The following is a 22,273-nucleotide window of genomic DNA, read 5'->3' on the forward strand; positions in this document are numbered from 1 at the left end:
GCTATCATGGGAAGGCTATGGGTACATTTTATTCAATCGGACATAGAAAGACCATCTTAATTACAATTTAATCATACCACGGTGGATCGCGATTGTCAAATGGACCCGGCCATGCCTTACCAAATTGCAGGGGAGCGTGATGGCAGGATGGTTGAAGAACAGGAATGGGTGGAAGAGGAACGTCGGCTGGAGCGGGTCGAGGCGCTTCTTCAGGAGCGAATCGGCGAACTGGAGCCCTTGGTCGGCGGCCTGCGCGAGCAGGCATCCGAGCTTCGCAAGCGGTTCTGGGAAGAAGTGACGGTGAATGCCAGTACGCCCGAAGATTTCGAAGAGACGTTCTACAGCATCCGGCAGCAGGAAGCGCTGCTGTCGGAACGGGAGCGCAGCCACCAGCTGCGGCGGCGTCAGTGGAACAGCCTGAAGCGGCTGGCGCCCTCGCCTTATTTTGGACGGATTGATGTTCAGGAGGCAGGACAGAGCGGCGAAGAGGCGATATATATCGGCGTTGCTTCTCTTCTGGGCACGGACGAAATGAGCTTCCTGATCTATGACTGGCGCACGCCGGTAGCCGGCATGTACTACGACTATTCGCCGGGCCCCTGCGCGTATGAGACACCGGGCGGAGAGCGGATCGAAGGGACCATGAAGCGGAAGCGGCAGTATCGCATCCGGGACGGGCGGCTGCTGGATGTTTTTGATACCGGCGTCACCATCGGCGACGAGCTGCTGCAGCAAGTGCTGGGGCAGGACGCCGACAACCGGATGCGGAGCATTGTCGCTACGATCCAGCGGGAGCAGAACGCCATAATCCGGGACGACCACAGCCGGCTGCTGGTGGTCCAGGGCGCGGCGGGCAGCGGGAAGACCTCGGCGGCGCTCCAGCGGGTCGCCTACCTGCTCTATAAGCACCGGGACCGGCTCCGGGCCGATCAGATTGTCCTGTTCTCGCCGAACCCGCTGTTCAACAGCTACGTCTCGACCGTGCTTCCCGAGCTTGGAGAAGAGAATATGCAGCAGACGACCTTCCAGGAGTATCTGGAATACGGACTCGGGAAGCAGTGGCGGATGGAAGATCCGTTCGACCAGATGGAGTACCTTCTGACCGCTGCGGGAGAACCGGGGCACGAAGCGCGTCTGGCGGGGATTCGCTACAAAGCGTCGGAGGCCTATCTGGAGGCGCTCCAGGGTTATGCGGACCGACTAGCGGCCGAAGGCATGTGCTTCCTCGATCTGCGTCTGGACGGCCGGGTGCTGATCGGAGCGGATGAAATGGCCGCCCGCTTCTACGCTGGAGACGCCTCGGTCCGGCTTCCGAACCGCATTGCGCTGCTTCGCGAGTGGCTGCTGCGCAGACTCGGACAGCTGGAGCGGAAGGAGCGGGAGGCGTCCTGGGTGGAAGAAGAGCTGGACTATCTGGACAAAGACCAGTATGACGCCGTCTCCGGCGAGCTGCTGCGCAAATACCGGCGGGACCGGCCGGTATTTGATTTTACAACCGAGTATCTGGAAGCCTACGGTGAGCTGGAGGGCACCGAGCAGGGAGAGGCGGAGGTGTTTGATTTTGCGGAGCAGGAAGAAGAACTTCTGCGCAAGCTGATCGTTCATGCAAAATTCAAGCCGCTCCGCCGTCAGGTCCGACGGCTGTCCTTCGTGGATGCGGCGGGGCTGTATGCCCGGCTCTTCACGGAAGAGGCGTCTTATCGGACCCTAACCGGTGCGGCCGGGGTTCCCGGGCATTGGCCGGAGATCTGTGCGCAGACGCTGGAGAAGCTGGAGCAGGGCGGGCTGTTCCATGAAGATGCGACGCCGTTTCTCTATCTGAAAGAGCTGGTCGAAGGCGTGCGCACGAACACCGAAGTTCGTCATCTCTTCGTGGACGAAGGCCAGGACTACTCGGCGTTTCAGTACCGGTTCCTGCGCCGGCTGTTCCCCCGCGCCCGTATGACCGTCCTCGGCGACTTCGGCCAGGCAATCTTCGCGCAATCGACGAACCTGAACGAAGCGGATTCGCCGCTGCTCCGTCTCTACGGGGAGGCGGACACCCGTATCATCGAGCTGCTGCGGAGCTACCGGTCCACGCGCGAGATTGTAGAATTCACCCGGGCGCTGCTTCCCGGCGGCGAAGGGATTATCCCCTTTGACCGAAGCGGCGGCAAGCCCTGTGTGGTGCGCCGGACCGGCGCGGGAGAACGGAACGCCGCGATTGCAGCCGATCTGGCGGCGCTGGAATCCGCCGGCTTCGGCTCGGTCGCCGTCATTACCAAGACGGCGGCCGAGAGCCGCGAGGCGCTGGAAGCCCTGGCGAACGAAGGAAGGGAGGATCTGCGGCTCGTGACGAAGGAGACGCTCGCTTTTGAGAAAGGGACCGTCGTCATCCCCGCCTACCTCGCCAAAGGAATCGAGTTCGACGCCGTGCTGATCTACAACGCTTCTCCTGCCGTATACGGGCGCGAGAGCGAACGCAAGCTGTTCTATACAGCCTGCACGCGCGCGATGCACCGGCTGCTGCTGTATACGGACGGAGACTGGACCCCTTTGCTGGATGGGGTGAGTGCGGAGTTGTATGAGAGCCGCTGAATGGAGGGGCAGGCCCTTGCAAAGGGCCTTGCTCTCCTCTCTCAATCGTACCAGGCGAACCAGGCTCGCCTGGTGCGAACCCCAAGCTCCCATGAAATCCCCGAGTCCTTCGCACCTCGGATTTCCTCGAACTTTGTCGATTTCAAGTTATTCTCTAATTTGTCAACCGGGCGCACAGATTTGTTTGATATGATAGGGGGAGAAAAAGCTCCAAATTGATGCTTCGGGTGGATCAATCGGCTGGTTTTTCGCTGTCGCACTCTGTATGGAGTGCGTGGATTGAAATACGTAGACCTCCTTGAAGTTTGCACCATACACAACGCCGCACTCTGTATGGAGTGCGTGGATTGAAATTATTCCAGTACCACACAGTCGGCAACCTGGGCGTTTGTCGCACTCTGTGTGGAGTGCGTGGATTGAAATGCATTCGGCTCTCGTGTCCATCCCAATCCAGTAAGGTAGCACTCCATATGGAGGGCATAAATGGAATCGTGATATGATAAATCTAAAACCGAAGATGCAAGTGAGTCGGCTTTATTATATATGATGGCAGCACAGAGTAATTCACAGGAGTCTGCCGGCCGATGACCAGATGCCGAAGGAGGGATCGAATGAAAAGAATCAACCAGCTCGAGCATGAAGCGCCAGGTTCCGTCAACTTGAGTCCTGCTCAGATCGAGGCCATCATACGGATTCTTAACGAGACAGTGGCTCCCGCATCCATAATGCTCTTCGGCTCAGCGGCCAAGGGGACGTTTCGTCCGGACAGTGATCTGGATTTGGCGTATATCCCCAACTGCCATCGGCCCGGGGCCTATGAACGGTTTCAAATTGCCGCCACGCTCGCGGATGTGGTGGGGCGGGAAGTAGATCTGGTTGATTTTGAACAGGCGAGTCCGGTCTTTCGCGCACAGATCATTGACGGCGGTATTTTGCTCTATGAGACGGATGCTTTAAAGCGTCAGCTGCTGTTTATGCGATCCCTGAAGGAATACGCCATGCTCAATGCAGAAAGAAGCGAGATCATCCAGAACCGGATGAGGGAGGGACGGACATGAATCGAGACATTCTGCTCAACAAAACCGAAGTTATTCGCAGATGCCTGAAACGAATCCATGAGGAGTACGCGGGTGACGAACGGAATCTGCACCATTACACGAAGCAGGACTCCATCATCCTGAACTTGCAAAGATGCTGTGAAGCTTGCATCGATCTGGCGATGCATACGGTGGCGGAGCTTGGAACGGGTGTGCCGCAGGCGAGCCGGGAAGCTTTTGACATCCTGCTGCAAGAAGGGGTGATTCCCGAGGGATTGGCTCGCAATCTTAAGGCGATGGTTGGCTTCCGTAATATTGCCGTTCACGATTACCAGGCCGTTCAGTTGGACATTCTTAAGGCGATTTTGGAAGAGCATTTGACGGATTTCACGGAATTTGCGGCGATTCTAAAAGCACAAGCGCATGGTGCGAACCCCAAGCTCCCATGAAATTACCGGGTCCTTCGCACCTCGAAATTCGACGAATGCTGTCGAATCCGAGCTGTTCTTGAATTTGTCATTAGAGCACGCAGATTTATTTGATATGATAGTCGCAGAAAAAGCGCCCGATTGATGCTTCGCGGGGATCAATCGGCTGGTTTTTTGCTGTCGCACTCCGTATGGAGTGCGTGGATTGAAATAGCACCTGCATCCAACGGCCGAGCCGATACGCGACGTCGCACTCCGTATGGAGTGCGTGGATTGAAATAAACGCATGGACCGGCGTCTACCAAAAAGTGAGAGTCGCACTCCGTATGGAGTGCGTGGATTGAAATTGCAAATCCTCTCCAATCTTTTTTAACCCATCTACGTCGCACTCCGTATGGAGTGCGTGGATTGAAATATCGGGTTATGCTTAACGATGCACCTGCGGGTTATGGTCGCACTCCGTATGGAGTGCGTGGATTGAAATTTCGGTGTATGGTAAGAAAAGTTGTTCTCGATTGTCGCACTCCGTATGGAGTGCGTGGATTAAATTTCATGAGGGTATCGACGGTCCGGATGGACTCCGGTCGCACTCCGTATGGAGTGCGTGGATTGAAATCCGGGGAGCGACTGGAAAAAGTCCACGACAGCTTGGTCGCACTCCGTATGGAGTGCGTGGATTGAAATTGTAAATGATTTGATACATCCGCTCTGTGTCCAGCGTCGCACTCCGTATGGAGTGCGTGGATTGAAATACATCAACCGTGGACAGCGTGTCCACCCGACTGTGCGTCGCACTCCGTATGGAGTGCGTGGATTGAAATCATTGAGCGCGCGACTTACATAGACGGGCGACGTGGGTCGCACTCCGTATGGAGTGCGTGGATTGAAATTTCCGCCCGGTCAGCGTCGCAGTAATGAACCTTTGTCGGACTCCGTATGGAGTGCGTGGATTGAAATCTCCTGGAACGGGAAGGCAAGACGAATTCCGTAGGTCGCACTCCGTATGGAGTGCGTGGATTGAAATGCAACGGAGGCTATAAAACTTGTAACGGCTACGGTCGCACTCCGTATGGAGTGCGTGGATTGAAATACCCATCAGCTCGGAAGCTTCAGTCAGAAGCGGAGTCGCACTCCGTATGGAGTGCGTGGATTGAAATCATGCAACGGTGTTGAACTGGTTGAGCGGGTCGCGTCGCACTCCGTATGGAGTGCGTGGATTGAAATTTCGGTCATCCCTAACAGCTTTAAGCCGGCCGCAACGTCGCACTCCGTATGGATTGCGTGGATTGAAACATATAATACTGCCCCGTAATCATAGCGATCCTCAGCGTCGCACTCCGTATAGAGTGCCTGGATTGAAATCGCCCAGCTCGGCGGAGAGATATAGTAGTTATTTAGGTCATAAATTCTACGATTTTCATTACACCTACTTTTTTATGTAGGTGTTTTTTTTGGCTTAAGGAGGAAACAGCGATGCGACAAAAGAAGTATAAAGTTGGAAATTCAGAATAAAGTGGATATTTTGTAGGATGAAGGAGGTTTGTGATGAAAGTGAGAATTCAGCCGCCTCCGTTGCAGGAGCTGGAAGAACAAATTAAGCGGGCTAGCGAGGCCCAGGAGTATCGTCGGCAAACCTACTCTTTCACTATTGTGAATGCGGCTGTTTTGACCGGTACGAGCACTGATCTAACCCAGGTGGGGGATGTTAGGGCTACATCAGTACGGGGACATTTACGATTTTGGTGGAGAGCAACCCGGGGAGCACAATTTCGTACTCCTGGGGATCTGAAGGCTCGGGAAAGACTAATATTTGGTGACACCTCATTGCCGAGTCCCTTCCGAATGAGTGTCACTATGTATGCATCTGTCAAGCAATCAAGTCTCTACCGAATGGATTCTTATGTCGCATTTCCATACAAGCAAAAGGATAAAGCGGACAGCAGTGCTGTTGCGTTTGACGAGCAGAGAAGGCGGCGTTTTGATCTGCATTTAGATTATGGAGACTCCGTGGCTTATTCGTCTGGATCGAAAGAACCATTGGTCATTTTATCTGCGGAGGAGGTTCGGTACGAAATCCAATTTGCATTGTGGGCTTGGTGTAATTTTGGAGGAGTCGGAGCAAGAACGCGTAGAGGGTGCGGAAGTCTATACTGTCCGGACTTTTCACCAAATATGAACAATGGGTGGAACGCTATAGAAGTCCGGAAATGGGCCAATGACTGGCTGGAGAAATTACCTAGTCTTATGCCGGATGAATCACGCGAATGGCCTGTCCTAGCAATGCTTCGTGATGGAGAGCAGGGGCTAGCTATTCAGGATAAACCAGCAACGACGAATATAGTCTGGGGAGATACTATTCGTTTATATTTCAAATTTAGGCAAAAACGAAACACCCCAAAGGCACGCACGCATTGGCCTGAGCCGGATGCTATACGGAGAATTACAGACTGGAAGAGCGAAAAGCATAAACTTCCCTTTTCTCTTGATGAAAAGTCTAATATTGCCTTCCCGCGTGCGCAATTTGGTCTTCCTATAATATTCCAGTTTAAAGATGACTCTTCATCTTCAGGCCAAGAACCATTGAAAACTGAACTTAACCACGAAGATCCTGAAAAAAACCGCCTTGCCTCTCCGTTAATTCTTAAGCCCTTGGCTATAAGTGAGGATAGAGCTTATGGCGCGATAATTCGTCTGCTTCAGCCGCCTTTAAAATCGCTGCGACTGAAGCGTGTACCCGATCGAAAAATGTCTATGCACACTCGGACTAAAGATTTTGACCAAAGGCTAGAAAAAACCAGGATATTACCAGAGCATATCTATCCCAAGCATTTCATCAGTTCACATTACCCGCTTAAAGACAGCGGGCCGGATGCTGTGGCTGGATTTATGTGCAGTGCGGAGGTGCAGAATTGGAAGAAATCCTTCAGAAACAACAAACGCTGATTGTTATTTCACTGGGCCCGGTACAGGACTTCATTGCTCAAGCCCGCAAAACGCGCGATCTGTGGTTTGGTTCATTTCTGCTCTCTGAGCTTAGTCGGGCGGCAGCGTTGCGACTTCGGCAGGAGGGTGAACTGGTGATGCCCTTTTTCGCTGGAGAAATGGAAGATTTCAATGACCAGCGTCCGGAAGAACGTCTGCCCGTAGCCAACAAGATTATTGGAGTGACCTCTCATCCCAATCCCTCTGTTCTGCTAGAACAGATTCATGAAGCAGTACTGGAACGTTGGAATTGCTACGCAACGAGGACCCAAAAGTTATTGGACCGAGAGGGCCTAATTCTAACTGAAATGTGGAGACGCCAGATCAAAGATTTCGTCGAGTTTAATGCGGCGTGGGCACCGATGCCGGATGCAGACTCATATTCTGTGACACTGGAGCGGGTCAATCAAATACTGGCTGGACGAAAGACATTGCGAGATTTCAGACAGAATGAACCATCTCAGATCTATGGCGATAAAAAGTCTTCACTGAATCCCGGTAGAGAATCTGTATTAAAGGAAAGACGCTATAAAGATTATGCGCGGTATGGAATAAGTAAGAGCGAAACGCTCGACGCTGTGTCGCTGGTCAAACGATTAAGCAATCGGATTATTGATGTCGATGATGGCCAGTCAACGTTTAGATCTGTATGCGATTTGGCATTTCAGCCATTCCGCATGCGATTGATGGATGAGCCGGAACTGGAGAAGAAGGCAAGTGAACTCTATAGCTCGTTACTGCAAATCATGGAGAAGAGTAACTTAAAGCTTCCTGAGAAAATTGCATCGGCACTGAAGGCATCCGATTTTGACGCCAGGCTGTTTTATCCGCAGCAAATGGAAGACATGGTGAATGAGTATGGTTCCAAGACGGTCGAAGAACCCCGAAAGTTAGTACAGCAGTTACGTCGGCATATTCTGGAGTGGTCGAGCCAGTACGCCCTTGCTCCTTCGCCCTACTATGCCTTTTTGCTGTGTGACGGAGATCGAATTGGGGATCGATTGAGAGAAGTCCGCACGCTTGAAGGTCACCGGTTATGGACGAAACGTCTTTCGGAATTTGCAGCGGGTTCCAGAATAGTTATTCAGAAAAATGGTGGCCAATTCATTTATGGCGGAGGCGACGATTGTATGGCTCTGCTTCCGTTGGACACTTGCCTGGAGGCTGTTGATGAACTCCGTCAGAATTTTGCTGGAATTATGCAGGATGACGATTCTTCCATACAGCCATCGCTATCCGCCGGTCTGGTGATCGCCCACATGCTGGAGCCGATCGGCGAAGTGAGACAATTGGCTGAAGCGGCTGAACGCGGAGCAAAACGGCAACGAAACAGCCTATTCGTGCATGTGCAGAAGCGCAGCGGCAGCAATCAGCTGCAAGTAACCCTGCCTTGGTCTGAAGAACCGGTGGTAAGGTTGCGACAATGGAAGCAATTATACCGGGACAAGCAAATTTCCGTACAGCTTGCCCATGATACGCGGTTGCTGCATGACACGTATACAAAGCGTCTTCACAATGTGCCCGGCATTGGAAGTGGCCCTAGTAGCAAAGAAAATAAGGAAGTGATTGTTCAGGAATTAAATCGGCTGCTCCGTAAAAAAGGTCTGGATCAGGTCCCCGTTCAGGGTGAAGAAGGCGACAAAATTTCTTTAAGCGAATGGGTAGCGTGGCTATTTCAAAAGTACGGGACTTCAGGAGTGGATCGGTTACATAGCTTGGCCGAAGAGATAATGCTGGCCATTACACTCACCAAGATGGAGGTGGATCGTGATGTTGTTGCGTATTGAGCCGCTTGACCCGCTAATGCCCCGTGATGGGCGTCCTTTCGATGCGACACCTGGAGTATCGGCCCGTAGCATGGATGGAGTGTCACCGGGAATGCTTTCGGGCAGCTTGAGAACCTGGCTCTACAAAAGGCTTGGTTCTTTGCCGGAAGGAACGACTTCGGATATCTTAAAGCGGGTCCGCATTGCCGGACCGTTGCTGGAATGGAAGGGGCACATATACTACCCGATGCCTGCCGACCGTATTTTTTATGAGCAGAAGGGCTGCCCGAGGACCGAAAGATTGCGGCCTGAGCCACTTCGTCATGGAGAAGGGTACTTCGGGATGAAGGTTGAAGGAAGTCGTAGAATGGAACTGGAACCTCCCATCGTGAACTTTCACGGCAAGCCCTACTTCGATAGCCCGGCCTATGTCCGCGAGGATTGGATGTTCCGCGAACTCTTGAACGATCTTTCGGATGAGGAATGGGAACATGAGTTGCAACGTTGGAGGAATTGGCTTCGTGGGGAGGCCAAGGAGCAAGCGGGGAAAAAGCATGATGAGGCCGCACCGATTAACTCTCCATTCCTCCAACCATTTGTCAAAGAACAGCGGATACATAACGCCATAGAAGGGAGTACAGGAAACACGCTGGAAGGAGCGCTCTTCTCTACGGAGGCGCTGCGATATCGACAGGGCGTTTCTCTAGTTGTATCCCTTGATATGGAAGACTATGAATTTCCTATAACTTTTAAAGGCCTGCACAGTATGGGGGGAAAGCGTAGACTCTCTTCTTTTCAGGAACTGGATTGGCCGAACGAACAATTGTCGCCATGGCAATGTCCAGACCAACTCGCAGAAAGACTGCGTGGAGCAGTGACGGGCAGTTTGTTGCGAATGACGCTTGTAACTCCTGCCTATTTTCTGAAAGGCTGGAGACCGCGCTGGATCGACGCTGACTCTATAACCAATCAAAACTTATTCGCCAACTGGTATCCGGATGATATGAAACTCCCGAACCTTCGGCTTCGCTTACGGTGGGCCTGTGTAAATCGGGCGCAACCCATATCGGGCTGGAGCTATAGCCGTACGGCGGAAGAAGGACGGGAAAAGCCGGTCCGGCGTATGGTGCCTGCAGGGAGCGTCTATATTTTTGAGATTCTTGAGGGAAATGCGGGAATTTTGGCCGAACATTGGTTGGCATCCGTATCCGATACGCGCCGACGCAAAGGCCCTCTTGATCGGGAGGACGGGTTTGGATTGGCAATGTGGGGAATTGAATAAGAAGGGGAAGATAATCCATGAGCTCAGACGCGAGTATGTATTTTGTTCATTGCCTTTCACCTGTTCATATTGGTACGGGACAAGGAGTGGGGGATATTGATTTGCCGATTATTCGTGAACGCACCACGGAGTGGCCATATTTGCCTGGCAGCGGGATGAAAGGGGTACAGCGGCGGTACTGTCAGCGCTCTAATCATTATTCTTCCGATTGGGTGGAAGCTGCATTTGGGCGTGCAGCGGAAGGAACTGCTGATGATGAGTATTCAGACGTATCAGAATCAGCAGCAGGTGCGCTGGTAATTACGGATGGCCGTTTACTGGCATTTCCGGTTGCAAGTCTACACGGTATATTCGCGTATGTGACTTGCCCGCTGGCACTGCGAAGAATGATGCGTGACGGAGAGGCAGCGGGATTTCAGATGGTTGATCCCGGTATAGCGAACATGGAAGAGCAGTTGGGAGTGAATACTCAGGTTGCTTACATATACCAGGATAGCAAGCTGCAGGCGTATAAATCTGACGAAAAGGTAACTCAGCAAGATAAAACGAATGATATCTGGCTGGATGAGTTCAGATTTTCACCCCGGCATTCGCCAGAGCTGGATCAATGGGCGAATTGGTGCGCCGAACAACTCTTTCCTGAAGACGAAGCTGGAGCAAGCCGATTAAGCTGGAAAGGGAGACTTGCCGTTGTCTCCGATGAAGCTTTTCATTATTTTGTCACCATGTGCAGTGAGATTACGCCTCGAATTCGGATACAGGCAGATACGAAGACGGTAATGGACGGCGCTTTGTGGTATGAGGAATATGTCCCTTCGGAAGCCATATTTTACGGCCTGCTTTGGTGTGATCAGGTTTATACAAAGTCCCAAATTACAGCTGACGCGATCATGAGTAAACTGGAAGAGAATCTGGTGCTTCAGATCGGCGCCAACATCAGTGTTGGCAAGGGGAGAGTACGTTATTTGCTTAGCAAAGGGGGGATTGTTCGATGATCTCCAGCGAGCAGCGTTACGCGGAGGCTGCTTTTAGCGCCATGAAAACTGATCTAACACCGAATACACCTGAAGCCAATTTCTTCGGTTCCATCTGTCATCAGTTCCCGGCAATGGTGCGGTTGAACGGGTTACGGTTGACTGCGATTTACTATCAGGCTAAGGCGGGAACAGCTTCTCTAGCGGACGGAAGCACAGCAAGAAATAAAGCTTATGAACGGTATTTGAAGTATCTTGGCCAAGCACTGGATATTAGAAATTCATCTCTTGTCCAAGCTGCTAACAACGATTCGTCAAATGCTAGTAACTATCGAATGCTAACGAGACAGGCATTAGCTGCCTCTGTGTGGTTCAAACGATATGCGGAAGCCATCCTTCGAGTGGAAGCATCAAGTGATCCGGAAGGAGAACTGAAATGAATCCCTATCTCTTTATGACCAAATCGGTGGATGGAACCGCAAACAATAGACTTGAGAAAGTCATCAGCAACAAAGAAGACAATCGTTCTGAGTTCTATAAGAAAGTCATTGAAATCTACAAGACGAGTTGGAAAGATCCCGAGTGGATAGAATGGTACGAAGCCAGATACAATTCGCTGTTTGAAAGGAAGGCAGAACTAGCAATCGGTGCTGGCCCAATTACAATATTTACTCTTGATTGCCAAGCACCCGCTGTTGTCGGTCAGGGACAATCCTCGGTGCTGGAAACGCATGTTTCACTTCATCCGGTATATGGATTCCCTTACTTCCCGGGGACTGCAATCAAAGGAGCAGCATCTCATTACTGTCACCAGATATTAGGAAGGGAAAATTCTTCTTATTTACAGGATGGGGCTTACTATAAAATGTTATTTGGCGACAATGACCAATCTGCTGTTATTCATTATGAAGATGCCTGGCCAACGCCAGCATCGGCCGAGCGAGTATTGACTCTGGATGTGCTGACGCCGCATCACCGGAAATATCAGAACATGCAGTCGGATATCGACGGTAACTTCCGGTCTGAGAGACCTGAAGATGCACCGCGAGACGATGATTCTCCTGTTCCGATTCATTTTCTGGCGGTACAAGGTTCGTTCTCTTTTCGGCTGGAACTTGATCCAATTGCAGAGGGAGTGGAAGATTGGCTGCCGGTGGCAGAGAGAATTGTCAAAGCTGCCTTAGGGAGCCTGGGATTAGGAGGAAAGACATCATCCGGTTACGGATTATTTGCGTAGGAATCGATAGGGAAAGATTATCTGAAGGTAGTTAGGAGAGATACAATGCAGAACCAAGACGATTTGGCTATCGCCAAAGTGAAAATGAATTATGTTCATTGGGAGCAGTCCCTTGTTGAACAATTGAATATGAGTTCTCAGCATCATTTGACGACCGGGGGATTCAGGGAAGATATCTGGATGTCGATGTTCGAGCAGATGGTACCCAGAAAGTTCTCGATAGCCCGGTCTGTTTTCATTATCGATTCGGAGGGCTGTATTTCCCATGAGGTAGACCTGGCGATTTTTGATGAGCAGTATACTCCATATATATTCAGAAACGGGCAGATGAAATATATTCCAATCGAGGCCGTATCCGTGGTAATACAATGCAAAAGTACCGGTATCAGTGGCGTAATTGAGTGGGCGGAGAGTATTGCCCGATTAAAAACATCATTTACTGGCATTAGTCGGACTGCAACAGCGATATTATGTGGAGAGATGGACTATAAGGATCTGAATGGAGACTGGATAGACAGAACGACAACTCAGACTGCCACACGTCCTCTTCGAATTCTATGCCACATGTCATCGAAGAGAATATTAACGGAAGAACGAAAAGCTTTTGATATTCTGATTAAACCGGAGGGAAGCCGGCTTAAAGTAGAGTTGGTGAGCGAACCGGGCAAAGATACGATTGCAGATTGGATTAACGAGCTGAATCATAACGAACCTTCTTTTCCGATTAGGAATAGGGCGAAGATCAATAAAAAGCTTCAGACGAGATCTATGAATGAGTTGAAAGTATGGGAGGCAGAGGAAGAGGGAAATGAGATTCCATTGCTCACACTTACATTTCAACTCAACCAGTTGTTAATGCTCATTAATAATCCGCTCTTATTCCCGCACCGTGCCTATGCAGAAATGTTTAATCGGATTGAACTTCCCTTTCAGCCCAAGCCTGTAACTAGACGCAAGAAGAAGGGCATACACTCCTCTTAGCTCTGTAAAGGAGTTTGCGACAAAACAATTCAGGGTAGCTTCCTGATGTTTCTTTCAGAACAATCACCCCCTATCCGCTGGATAGGGGGTGATTGACTGTTATTCTATTTCATCCAGCCCATGGATTCAGCAACCGGGAGCCAGCCCGATTACCCCTCCTCCACCGTATACGTCTTCAGTCCCCGCAGCACCGGGAACAGCCCGTACATCCAGATGACGGCTACGGCGAGGGTGCCGATGCCGCCGATCACGGTCGCCGGGACGGCGCCGACGAGGCCGGCCATCGTGCCGGACTCGAACTCGCCGAGCTGGTTCGAGGTGCCGATGAACAGCGAGTTCACGGCGTTGACGCGCCCCTGCATATCCTGGGGCGTGTTGACCTGAACCAGCGTCGAGCGGATGACGACGCTGACCACATCCGAAGCGCCGGTGAGGAACAGGGCGAACAGCGAGAGCCAGATGTTCGTGGAGACGCCGAACAGAACCGTCGCCAGGGCAAAGACGGCAAGGGAAGCGAACAGCGTCTTGCCGATCGCGTTCTCCAGCGAGACGCGGGTAAGGACGAGCGATACGGCCAGCGCGCCGACGGCCGGTGCGGACCGCAGCAGACCGAGACCGAGCGAGCCGGTCTTCAGGACATCCTCGGCGAAGATCGGCAGCAGGGCGGTCGCGCCGCCGAGCAGGACGGCGAAGAGATCGAGCGAGATCGTGCCGAGGATGATTTTGCGGGCGAAGACGAACCGGAGGCCGCTGAGGAAGGTGTCCATGTTGACGGCGTCCAGTTTTTTGACGAAATGCACGGTCTTGACGAAGAGAATCAGGACGACCGAAGCCGCAAGCGCGACCAAAGAGGCGACGTAGGCGGCGGAGGTCCCCCAGACGACCAGCACGCCCCCGAGCGACGGACCGACGATCATCGCCGTCTGCATCGCCGAAGCGGACCAGGCAGAGGCCTGCGCCAGCTGGTCGCGATCGACGATGTCCGGCACAAGCGCAGCGGAGGCCGGGCCTTCAAAAGTGCGGGAAGCGCCGAGCAGGGCGGCGGCAATCAGCAGATGGACCGGTTCGATCCAGCCTTGGGCGCTGCCGAGAACGAGGACCATGACGGCTGCGCACTCCACCAACTGGCAGACATAGACGATGGTGCGGCGGTCGTAGCGGTCCGCGGTCTGCCCCGCCGGGAGCGTCAGCAGCAGCATGGGCAGGAACTGGGCCAGACCGACGAGGCCGAGCTGAAAAGCGCTGTCCGTGAGCACGTACATCTGCCAGCCGATGGCAACGGACAGCATTTGAAAAGCGGTAGTGGAGAAAATCCGGGCCATCCATAAGCGCAGGAACGAGCGGTTATGGAGCACGGAGGGTTTGTTCTCATTCAATGAAACGACATCCTCTCTTGAGTTCCGGGATTCATGAAATTCACAGAATTTCCCGATAGAAATAGAGCAAACGATGAAATATAGCACTAGCAGACTATCAATCGACAAAAGGAGTACAGAACCGAAATGATCCAGCAGAACCGACCGTATCATCCGGCCCCACAGTATGAGCCGGGCCCATTCCACGAACCGAACCCACAACTTCAGCCGGACCGCCAGCCGCAGACTCAGCCGCTATCCTCGGATTGGCGGAGCTTCCGCACCCGCACAGGACAGGCTCTGCGCAGGCTGAAGCTCCTGACGCTCGGAGCCGTCATGCTACTGGCATTGGGGCTGATCCTGACCCCCGCCCATGCCGCCGCGCCTGCCGTCAAAATGGCGGTGCTAGTCGACGGCCAGAACCGCAGCTTCCTTCCGGTCCGCTTCCTGGACGGATTTGCCGGCATTTCAACCGGCGCGGGAGCGGACGGCGCAATTACGGTGAGCCGGGGAGAGACGCATCTCACCCTTGTCCGGGGCAGTCTGACGGCTCAAGTCAACGGCAAGCCGGCCGCGCTTCCAGCCGCTCCGTTCGCCGAGCAGGGCGCGACTTATGTTCCGGCCGGGTTCCTGGCCGGACAGCTGAATCTGAACCTGACCTGGAACAGCGGCGGCACCTCCGTTACCGTGGCGGCGGGCGGCGACGCGGCTGCCCTGCCGGTAGTCCATGGCATCGGCTCTTTAGCCGCATCGCAGCCGGTCACGAGCGCCGAGCGGGCCTTCAAAGTAGGTTCGCGCACATATCATACCCGCGTTGTCACCGTGTCGCTGCTGCATCCGAAGGTCCGTCTCGGGGTCGCGCTCGCGCAGGGCACGGTCGGACACGTGCAGGAATTGAAGTCAATCGCGGTACAGAACAAGGCAGTGGCGGCGATTAACGGGACTTTCTTTGACGCGTACACCAAAGGGGAATACAAAGCGCCTTACGGATATATCGCGAGCGGGGGCAAGCTGTTGAAGAACAGCCCGGGAGACCGGAGAGCCACCTTTGTCTACGACGCCAACGGGCTGGCCGAACTGCTGCCAGGCCTGGATTTCCGCGGGCGCTTCGATGCGGGCGTTATCGAGGGGGCCGTGCAGGCCGGGCCTCGTCTTGTGACCGACGGCAAGGTATCCATTCATGTCCGGGAGGAAGGATTCCGGGACCCGAAGATTCTCACCGGCGGCGGCGCAAGAAGCGCGCTTGGCATTACCCGGGACCATAAGCTGCTGCTCTTGACCACCGGAGGCGCGACCATTCCGCAGCTGGCGGAGATCATGAAGCAGGCCGGGGCCTACCAGGCGATGAACCTGGACGGCGGCGCCTCAAGCGGCCTGTATTGCAACGGCAAGTATCTGACCGCGCCGGGCCGACCGATCAGCAACGCGATTATCGTAACTTTGCAGTAAATACCCGGCAATCGAAGAAGCACGCCGCCCGTTCACTCCGGTGAACGCTTCGGCTTCGGACACATCTCGGGATGCTCGCGCCGGATCAGGGCGTAGTTCGTTCCGTACTTCTCTTTCAGTTCCTTGGCAAAATCGTTCTCGATTCGCGTCATAACGACATCGTGGAAATAGGAGGTCTCCAGCACGCTGCGCACGGCAGGGTGATTGCTCTCGAGCGCGGACGCCGTCTGCTGTCCGAAGCTGCCGAGCAGCGCCTGCTGCTTGTCCAGCAGCAGCGAGAAGTTCCGGCTCGCCGGGGCCGGTCCTTCCGGCCGGCTGTGCAGGATCACGTGACCAAGAGGCGTAGGCGTCTCCCCGATCAGCATGAGATGGACCGCGACGCCCCGGCGCTCGGCTTCGAGCAGCGGTTCCTCCAGCCGGGGCAGGTCCTCCGCCCACAGATCGGCCAGAATATCACGCTGCGCATTCGCCGCCAGGCGGCGGATCGCCTGCGTGACTTGACGCTCTCCTTTCCAATTGGAGAAGAAGGAGGACGGCTCCGGCGGAGCCGTCATTTGTTCGGTCAGCTCGCGCGCAGTGCGCTCGAAGTCGGTCTGCAGCAGCTTGATAACCTGGCCGACCGGAATCGCAGCGAACAGAACGGGATCGCCCTCGATCATCCGGCAGATGCCTTTCTCCACCAGCAAGCGCAGCGCAGCGTATACATTCGAGCGCGAGACCGATACCTGTTTGGCTACCTCGTAGCCCGACGCTGCGGCTTGGCCGTGAAGCGCCAGATAACAGCGGGCCTCCAGATCGGAGAGCCCAAGCTTGCGCAGGGATTCGATCATAACCTTGGCTCCTTTATTGCCGGCACATCGGCCGGATTGGTTAGACGTATTATAGAATACTACTTCCGGTGAAGAGTTCTGTCAAGAAATTCCGGCGCTTCCCCCGTGGCGGTTAACCTGCGCTTTTGACCGATAAGGAGTCTGATATAATAAACGGAAGAATACATACGGAAGGTCCGCCAAGGGGCCGAAAGGGAGCAGAGGAGCATCAACATGCTGGAACTGAATGAGAACGGCTACACGGCTTCGGCCGCCGGGGTCACGGTCACGCTGCTGCCCAAGGAGTTCGCGCTGCTGCGATTTCTGGTGCAGGGAAGAGACCGGGCCTTCACCCGGGAACATCTGCTGGACGCCGTCTGGCCGCTGGAATATCCGGTGGAGCGGACGGTGGACGATCATATATACCGGCTCCGCCGCAAGCTTGCGCCGCTGCCGGGGGTGACGATCCGCACGGTGCGGGGGCTGGGCTACAGCCTGACACTGAAGGAGCCGGGCCTGCGCGTCGATGCCAATCCGTCGGCCCGCGACGACGGGCTGCGGGAGGCGATGCGGGGAGTATTCGCCACCTATCAGCGGTATGGGCAGGGCCGGTCGATGCTGGCGCTGGCCCGGCAGCAGGAGGTGCTCGGGTACGAGATTGACCCGTTCTACGCCTGGTACATCCATTTTGTCGAAGGCGATCTGGAGTGGCTGCTTGGTGACACGCTTCCGCTGACCGAACGGATATACGCGCTGCTGCTCTTTGCGATGACCGGCCTTCAGGCGGAGGAGAGTCTGCGCTATGCCGAATGCGCACTGGAGCGAGAGGTGCTGAGTCCGTTCCAGCATGCGGAGATGAAGGTGCTTAACATCCTCGATCTCTATGCCGTCACCGGCCGGTTCGAGCGGGCGGAAGAGCAACTGACGGACACTTATGAAGTGATAGCGTCCCCGGATTTCGAGAACTTCGACATTCCGGTCGCGACCTCGGCGCTGTTCGTCCGTCTCCTGGCGGGCGCGCCGGATGAAACGCTGCGGGAGGACGAGTGCCGGATCGAAGCGATGATGCGGGAGCGGCCCTTCCTGCGGGAGATCGGCAGCTTCACTGTGCTTCGCGGGCTGATTGAGCTGCGCAGCGGAGAAGAGAAGCGGGCCGGAGAGCTGCTGGAGGAAGGTCTGGATGTGCTGGAGGTCTCCGGTTTTGTGCCGCTGAAGCTCTCGGGCCTGCACCGGATCGTTCACGCCTGCCGGCGTATGGGTCTGCAGCCGGAGCATCCGCTGCGGAACCGCTATGAGGCCCGCTTCGCCGATGAGCTGGAACGGTATGGGATACCAGGGGCGCTGCCGCGCCTGCGGAAGCAGCTGGACGCGGCTCTTGGAACGCATTAGGCGATTTGAACACCATACTCCCCGGACACCGCCTTGCCGATCTTGATTCTCTGATCTTTCTCTGACAATTTGGCGGTAGAGTGAGCCTAGGAAGAGAGGCCGCTCCTGCGGCCGTCCGGGGAGGATGGGAAGAATGGAAGAGATAACAGGAGAGACTGCGGAGAAGAGAGGGCTGTCCCCGAAGCGGGCATGGCCCCGCATCGGACCGGACAGCCTGCTGCGGAACCGGGTGTACGTGCGTGTCTATACCGCGTATGCGGCGGCGAGCTTCGGCGACTGGTTCGATATGCTGGCGATTCAGGTGCTGGCCGGCTACCGGTGGCAGGTGTCGCCGCTGATGCTCGCGCTGATTCCGGTGAGCGCCGCGCTGCCCGGCATTGTGCTAGGCAGCCTGGCCGGCGCCGCCGCCGACCGGCTGGACCGGCTGAAGCTGATGCGCTGGTGCGATCTGGCCACGGCTCTGCTGACAGCGGTGCTGATCTGGGCGCCCGGCATGGTCTGGCTGCTTCCGGTGCTGCTGCTGCGCTCGGCGGTATCGACGCTGAACGTGCCGGCCCAGCAGGCGCTGACAAGGAGTCTGGTCCGGGAGGACCAGCTTCTCCAGGCGTCCTCGCTGAACGCGCTGGTCATGCAGGGTTCGAAGGTAGCAGGCCCGCTGTTCGGCGGAGCGGTGCTGGTCGCGCTCTCGCCCGAATGGTGCATTGCGCTGAATGCGGGAATGCGGCTGCTGTCCTGGGGCCTGCTGCTGTCGGTCCGGGCAGGGAATACAGGGGATACGGGGCGCACAGCCGGGCTGCCCGCAGGGGCAGGCATGAAGGCCGCCGGCGGCACAAGCGGCGAGCGGACCGAGGAGCTGGCGTCGGAACGGGCCTCCTTTCGCGAGACTTGGCGGGAGGGGTGGGCATTCGTGCTTCAGAACCGGATGCTGCGGGTTCTGCTCCTGTTCGGTCTTGTTGGCTCGGTTGTAATTCAGATGGTCGACTTCCAGTTCGCCAGCCTGTTCCGGGAACTGGCCCCGGACCGGTCTTATCTGCCCGGCTGGATGATTTCGGCCGCCGGCATCGGAGCCATTGCCATGGTGGGAGCTATGAACGCCGGTATGCGAAGGGGAAGCCTCGGATTTCGCCTCGGGGGCGGATACGCTCTGATCGGAGCGTCGCTGGCGGGACTTGGCCTGCTGCGGGACGGGACAGGAGCCATGCCGGTCCTGCTGCTGGGTCTGCTGCTGGGTGCGGGCAACGGGGTGTTCTTCATCGCATTCAATTACGGGCTGCAAAAAGAAACGCCCGCCGCCATGACCGGCCGCGTCTTCGGCATCCAGAACATGCTCCTCAGCGCGATCATGATTGCGGCGCCGCTGCTCGGCGGAACGCTCGTGCAGGCGGCAGGCCCCCGCCCCGTCTTCCTCGCCTTCGGGCTTATGCTCGCCGGCCTCGGAACGGCCGGGCTGCTGCTGCGCCGGCGGTTGTGGCCGGAACCCGGCACGGAGACGGCCATATCCGCCGACCCTCTGTAACTTCCGGAAGCCGAGTGTCGTCTGAGAAGAGGCAACAGCCATCATGCAAGCTTAAGGAGGGTAACTCTATGCGAAGCATCCATCCTGCGGAAGGGCGATTCTCGTCCAAAAGAGCCGCAGCGGGTCTCTCCGCTTCCCTTGCGGTCCTGCTCCTGCTCGGCGGCTGCGGCGGCGTGGCGGGCAGCGTCTCCCCGTCGAGCCCGGCGTACACGCCCGGGAGCACGGAGAGTGCGGCCCCGTCTGCGGAATCGTCTGCCGGTATGGCCGGTAGGACCCATGCGCCCGCCATCCCGTCCTCTGGTCCTGCCGCCGGAGAGACTGCCGGTACGGCCTCTCCGTCAGCAGCTTCCGCCGAGCCGCCGGAGGCCGCTCCCGAAGAAGGCCAACCGCCGACGGCGCTGGAAGCGGCGAAGACGGTCATGCGGGCGCTGGCGGCAGGCGATATGAAGACTGTGGCGGCGTGGACGGACGCGGATGAGGGACTGCGTTTCTCGCCGGATGCGCATGTGGACGAGAAGAAGGATCCGGTCTTCCCCAGGGAGGAGACGGAGAAGCTGATGAAAGACCCCGAGAGCCGCGTCTGGGGAACAGCCGCCGGTTCCGGAGAGGCGATCAAGCTGAAGTTCAGCGATTATTACAAGCGGTATGTCTACGACGCCGATTACGCGGCGGGTGCAGAGACCGTCCTGAACCGGGCGCTGGGCGAGAGCACGGCCCGCAACAATCTGGAGGAGGTCTATCCCCCCTCTGCATATGATTATGTCGAGTATCATATCGGCGGCACCGATCCCGGCGCGGACGGCATGGACTGGCGCAGTCTGCGGCTCGTCTTCAAGAAGCACGGCGAAGACCGGGCTTTGGTCGGAATCGTCCATGACGAGTGGACGCCGTGAATGCGGGTGAACTTCTTGCTCCTTCCGGGGGCGGAACGGATGCACGGAGGTGCATTTTGTCCGGGAGGTCCGGGTGAAGAAAGGATGGAGGCGTCCGCAATCATGACCGGATTATGGAACGGGGCGTACGCGCGTCTGCCGGCACCTGGGCGTTCGGCTCGCGGATAGCGGACCGGTCTGAAGACGCCTCCTCTCCTTAGTATCAACGGCAGCGGCCGTTCAGGGAATCCCTGGGCGGCCGCTGTTTGATGTGCGCCCGCCAGGGCCGCCTTCCTGCTTGTCACGCCCGTCTGCATAATGCGTTCTTGTCCCTCATAGACATGTACTATTCAACGTTACCAATACAGGTTAAGGGGATGATGTCATGCGCCGGATTGCATGCGTGCTTGTGATTGTGTTGAGCGTGGTCCTGGCACTCAGCGGGTGCGGGAAGAAGGATGCCGCTTCCGTAGTGAAGGATTTGAACGGAGTGGCCGACAAGCTGGAGAGCAAGGAGGGCGCCTACAAGGGAGCGGCCACGATGACGCTGTACACGGGCGAGCAGCCGCAGGAGTATAAGGTTGAGATCTGGTACAAGAACCCGTCCTTCTACCGGATCAGCCTGGCCAACGTGGAGAAGAAAATTACGCAGATCGTGCTGCGCAACGACGACGGCGTCTTCGTTCTGACCCCAAGCCTCGGCAAAAGCTTCCGCTTCCAGAGCGATTGGCCCGACAACCAGGGGCAGGTCTATCTCTATCAGACGCTGCTGAAAGGCATCGCTTCCGACGACAACCGCCAGTTCGCCGAAGACAAGAACAGCTATGTCTTCGATGTGGCCGCCAACTACCAGAGCAGCGCGCTGGTCCGCCAGAAGATCTGGCTGGACAAAAAAACATACCGGCCCCAGCAGGTGCAGGTATCGGACTCCGAAGCCAAAGTAGTGGTTGATGTGAAGTTCGACAGCTTTGCCTTCGATCCGCAGTTCTCGAAGGACTCTTTTGATATGCAGAAGAATCTGAGCGGCGACGCCTCGAAGGAGACCGTGGCTGAGGTGGATGAGAACGGCAATCCGCTGCCTGCGGCTCAGGCCGGCCAGGGGCAGGATTCGTCGCCTGAGGCATCCGGGGCAGCGGGCGCAGCCGGGGATTCCGGCACAACCGCTAGGTCCGGCGAAGCCGGGGCGGTTCTCGGCAGCTTTGGCGTGATTGAACCGGGCTATCTGCCCGAAGGCGTAACGCAGAAGGATTCCAACGTGATTGAAGGCAGCGAGGACCATGCGGTTCTGCTCCGCTACGACGGCATCTACCAGTTCACGATCCGCGAGTCGCGGCCGAAGGACCTGGCCGTGTCGCTGGTGCCGGGCACAATGATCGACCTGGGCTTCACCGCCGGGCTGCTGACCGGCGATGAGCAGCGGACGCTGACCTGGATGCCGGGAGACGGGATGGAGTACCGTCTGACGAGCGCAAATCTGCCGCTTTCAGAAATGATGCAAATTGCCGCTTCTATGGAAGGGCAATCGGGTAAATAATAACGGGTAGACGGGTACTGCTGTGGAGTTTTCCCTCTGCGCCGGCGGTATCCGTCTTTTTGCACCCGGTCTTTCCGGCCGAATT

The 22,273-nt window shown here is 56.0% G+C and carries 17 protein-coding genes and 1 CRISPR repeat array; of the genes, 15 read left to right on the forward strand and 2 right to left on the reverse strand.

The genetic code is table 11. The annotated features are described in order from the left end of the window. Nucleotides 1–147: 147 nt before the first annotated feature. From helD to RBI05_RS13635, 10 genes are all read left to right on the forward strand, one after another. Nucleotides 148–2,577 (forward strand): RNA polymerase recycling motor HelD, encoded by a 2,430-nt coding sequence (helD, locus tag RBI05_RS13590; RefSeq protein WP_310551495.1) that lies wholly within the window; start codon nucleotides 148–150, stop codon nucleotides 2,575–2,577. A 611-nt stretch (nucleotides 2,578–3,188) separates the two neighbouring features. After that, nucleotides 3,189–3,635, forward strand: coding sequence for a type VII toxin-antitoxin system MntA family adenylyltransferase antitoxin (gene mntA, locus RBI05_RS13595; protein WP_310551496.1), 447 nt, complete (start codon nucleotides 3,189–3,191; stop codon nucleotides 3,633–3,635). Beyond that, on the forward strand, nucleotides 3,632–4,063 hold the full coding sequence (gene hepT / locus RBI05_RS13600; protein ID WP_310551497.1) for a type VII toxin-antitoxin system HepT family RNase toxin: 432 nt from the start codon (nucleotides 3,632–3,634) through the stop codon (nucleotides 4,061–4,063). Before mntA ends, hepT begins: the two co-directional genes overlap by 4 nt. Before the next feature lie 158 nt (nucleotides 4,064–4,221). Continuing rightward, a CRISPR array of direct repeats spans nucleotides 4,222–5,404; the repeat unit is 33 nt; unit sequence GTCGCACTCCGTATGGAGTGCGTGGATTGAAAT. 183 nt (nucleotides 5,405–5,587) lie between these two features. Then, the gene (gene cmr1 / locus RBI05_RS13605) at nucleotides 5,588–6,985 is read left to right on the forward strand and encodes a type III-B CRISPR module RAMP protein Cmr1 (protein WP_310551498.1); all 1,398 of its coding nucleotides are present in this window, start codon (nucleotides 5,588–5,590) and stop codon (nucleotides 6,983–6,985) included. Next, nucleotides 6,952–8,811: a type III-B CRISPR-associated protein Cas10/Cmr2 gene (gene cas10 / locus RBI05_RS13610; RefSeq protein WP_310551499.1), complete on the forward strand. Its 1,860-nt coding sequence runs from the start codon at nucleotides 6,952–6,954 to the stop codon at nucleotides 8,809–8,811. Before cmr1 ends, cas10 begins: the two co-directional genes overlap by 34 nt. Next, nucleotides 8,795–10,072, forward strand: a complete 1,278-nt coding sequence (gene cmr3 / locus RBI05_RS13615) for a type III-B CRISPR module-associated protein Cmr3 (RefSeq protein ID WP_310551500.1) — start codon at nucleotides 8,795–8,797, stop codon at nucleotides 10,070–10,072. The genes cas10 and cmr3 overlap by 17 nt, the downstream gene beginning before the upstream one ends. Before the next feature lie 17 nt (nucleotides 10,073–10,089). Then, nucleotides 10,090–11,067 carry a type III-B CRISPR module RAMP protein Cmr4 gene (cmr4, locus tag RBI05_RS13620; RefSeq protein WP_310551501.1) on the forward strand — a complete coding sequence of 326 codons (978 nt, stop codon included), beginning with the start codon at nucleotides 10,090–10,092 and terminating at the stop codon, nucleotides 11,065–11,067. Next, complete coding sequence (cmr5, locus tag RBI05_RS13625) at nucleotides 11,064–11,486, forward strand: type III-B CRISPR module-associated protein Cmr5 (RefSeq protein ID WP_310551502.1); 423 nt, start codon at nucleotides 11,064–11,066, stop codon at nucleotides 11,484–11,486. Before cmr4 ends, cmr5 begins: the two co-directional genes overlap by 4 nt. Beyond that, complete coding sequence (gene cmr6 / locus RBI05_RS13630; protein WP_310551503.1) at nucleotides 11,483–12,283, forward strand: type III-B CRISPR module RAMP protein Cmr6; 801 nt, start codon at nucleotides 11,483–11,485, stop codon at nucleotides 12,281–12,283. The genes cmr5 and cmr6 overlap by 4 nt, the downstream gene beginning before the upstream one ends. Before the next feature lie 45 nt (nucleotides 12,284–12,328). Next, nucleotides 12,329–13,264, forward strand: coding sequence for a DUF6602 domain-containing protein (locus RBI05_RS13635; protein ID WP_310551504.1), 936 nt, complete (start codon nucleotides 12,329–12,331; stop codon nucleotides 13,262–13,264). Between the two features lie 149 nt (nucleotides 13,265–13,413). On the opposite strand, the gene RBI05_RS13640 is transcribed toward RBI05_RS13635, so the two are convergent. Continuing rightward, entirely contained in the window at nucleotides 13,414–14,793 is a 1,380-nt protein-coding gene (locus RBI05_RS13640; RefSeq protein WP_310551505.1) for an MFS transporter, read from the reverse strand. Between the two features lie 162 nt (nucleotides 14,794–14,955). On the opposite strand from RBI05_RS13640, the gene RBI05_RS13645 reads away from it, so the two are divergent. Further along, nucleotides 14,956–16,068, forward strand: coding sequence for a phosphodiester glycosidase family protein (locus RBI05_RS13645; protein ID WP_408638334.1), 1,113 nt, complete (start codon nucleotides 14,956–14,958; stop codon nucleotides 16,066–16,068). Nucleotides 16,069–16,100: 32 nt separating this feature from the next. Here RBI05_RS13645 and RBI05_RS13650 read toward each other — a convergent pair whose 3' ends face one another. Next, nucleotides 16,101–16,898 (reverse strand): TrmB family transcriptional regulator, encoded by a 798-nt coding sequence (locus RBI05_RS13650; RefSeq protein ID WP_310551506.1) that lies wholly within the window; start codon nucleotides 16,896–16,898, stop codon nucleotides 16,101–16,103. A 213-nt stretch (nucleotides 16,899–17,111) separates the two neighbouring features. Between RBI05_RS13650 and RBI05_RS13655 the strand changes: the two genes are divergently transcribed. The 4 genes from RBI05_RS13655 to RBI05_RS13670 all read left to right on the forward strand — a co-directional run bounded on the left by RBI05_RS13655 (nucleotide 17,112) and on the right by RBI05_RS13670 (nucleotide 22,188). Beyond that, nucleotides 17,112–18,266 (forward strand): winged helix-turn-helix domain-containing protein, encoded by a 1,155-nt coding sequence (locus tag RBI05_RS13655; RefSeq protein ID WP_310551507.1) that lies wholly within the window; start codon nucleotides 17,112–17,114, stop codon nucleotides 18,264–18,266. Between the two features lie 133 nt (nucleotides 18,267–18,399). Next, nucleotides 18,400–19,782: an MFS transporter gene (locus RBI05_RS13660; RefSeq protein ID WP_310551508.1), complete on the forward strand. Its 1,383-nt coding sequence runs from the start codon at nucleotides 18,400–18,402 to the stop codon at nucleotides 19,780–19,782. 68 nt (nucleotides 19,783–19,850) lie between these two features. Then, entirely contained in the window at nucleotides 19,851–20,675 is an 825-nt protein-coding gene (locus RBI05_RS13665) for a hypothetical protein (RefSeq protein ID WP_310551509.1), read from the forward strand. 364 nt (nucleotides 20,676–21,039) lie between these two features. Beyond that, nucleotides 21,040–22,188 carry a LolA family protein gene (locus tag RBI05_RS13670; RefSeq protein ID WP_310551510.1) on the forward strand — a complete coding sequence of 383 codons (1,149 nt, stop codon included), beginning with the start codon at nucleotides 21,040–21,042 and terminating at the stop codon, nucleotides 22,186–22,188. The last annotated feature ends 85 nt before the right edge of the window (nucleotides 22,189–22,273 follow it).

Source organism: Paenibacillus glufosinatiresistens (genome assembly GCF_031470375.1).
GTDB classification, from domain to species: Bacteria; Bacillota; Bacilli; order Paenibacillales; family Paenibacillaceae; genus Paenibacillus_AQ; species Paenibacillus_AQ glufosinatiresistens.

Bases quoted from the DNA above. Each gene is read 5' to 3' on its own strand.
- cmr3 (WP_310551500.1), top strand. From the start codon at position 8,795: ATGTTGTTGCGTATTGAGCCGCTTGACCCGCTAATGCCCCGTGATGGG.
- RBI05_RS13670 (WP_310551510.1), top strand. From the start codon at position 21,040: ATGCGCCGGATTGCATGCGTGCTTGTGATTGTGTTGAGCGTGGTCCTG.
- RBI05_RS13635 (WP_310551504.1), top strand. From the start codon at position 12,329: ATGCAGAACCAAGACGATTTGGCTATCGCCAAAGTGAAAATGAATTAT.
- cmr4 (WP_310551501.1), top strand. From the start codon at position 10,090: ATGAGCTCAGACGCGAGTATGTATTTTGTTCATTGCCTTTCACCTGTT.
- RBI05_RS13655 (WP_310551507.1), top strand. From the start codon at position 17,112: ATGCTGGAACTGAATGAGAACGGCTACACGGCTTCGGCCGCCGGGGTC.
- cmr6 (WP_310551503.1), top strand. From the start codon at position 11,483: ATGAATCCCTATCTCTTTATGACCAAATCGGTGGATGGAACCGCAAAC.
- RBI05_RS13660 (WP_310551508.1), top strand. From the start codon at position 18,400: ATGGAAGAGATAACAGGAGAGACTGCGGAGAAGAGAGGGCTGTCCCCG.
- RBI05_RS13640 (WP_310551505.1), bottom strand. From the start codon at position 14,793: ATGATACGGTCGGTTCTGCTGGATCATTTCGGTTCTGTACTCCTTTTG.
- cmr5 (WP_310551502.1), top strand. From the start codon at position 11,064: ATGATCTCCAGCGAGCAGCGTTACGCGGAGGCTGCTTTTAGCGCCATG.
- cmr1 (WP_310551498.1), top strand. From the start codon at position 5,588: ATGAAAGTGAGAATTCAGCCGCCTCCGTTGCAGGAGCTGGAAGAACAA.
- RBI05_RS13650 (WP_310551506.1), bottom strand. From the start codon at position 16,898: ATGATCGAATCCCTGCGCAAGCTTGGGCTCTCCGATCTGGAGGCCCGC.
- hepT (WP_310551497.1), top strand. From the start codon at position 3,632: ATGAATCGAGACATTCTGCTCAACAAAACCGAAGTTATTCGCAGATGC.
- helD (WP_310551495.1), top strand. From the start codon at position 148: ATGGTTGAAGAACAGGAATGGGTGGAAGAGGAACGTCGGCTGGAGCGG.
- mntA (WP_310551496.1), top strand. From the start codon at position 3,189: ATGAAAAGAATCAACCAGCTCGAGCATGAAGCGCCAGGTTCCGTCAAC.
- RBI05_RS13665 (WP_310551509.1), top strand. From the start codon at position 19,851: ATGCGAAGCATCCATCCTGCGGAAGGGCGATTCTCGTCCAAAAGAGCC.
- RBI05_RS13645 (WP_408638334.1), top strand. From the start codon at position 14,956: ATGCTACTGGCATTGGGGCTGATCCTGACCCCCGCCCATGCCGCCGCG.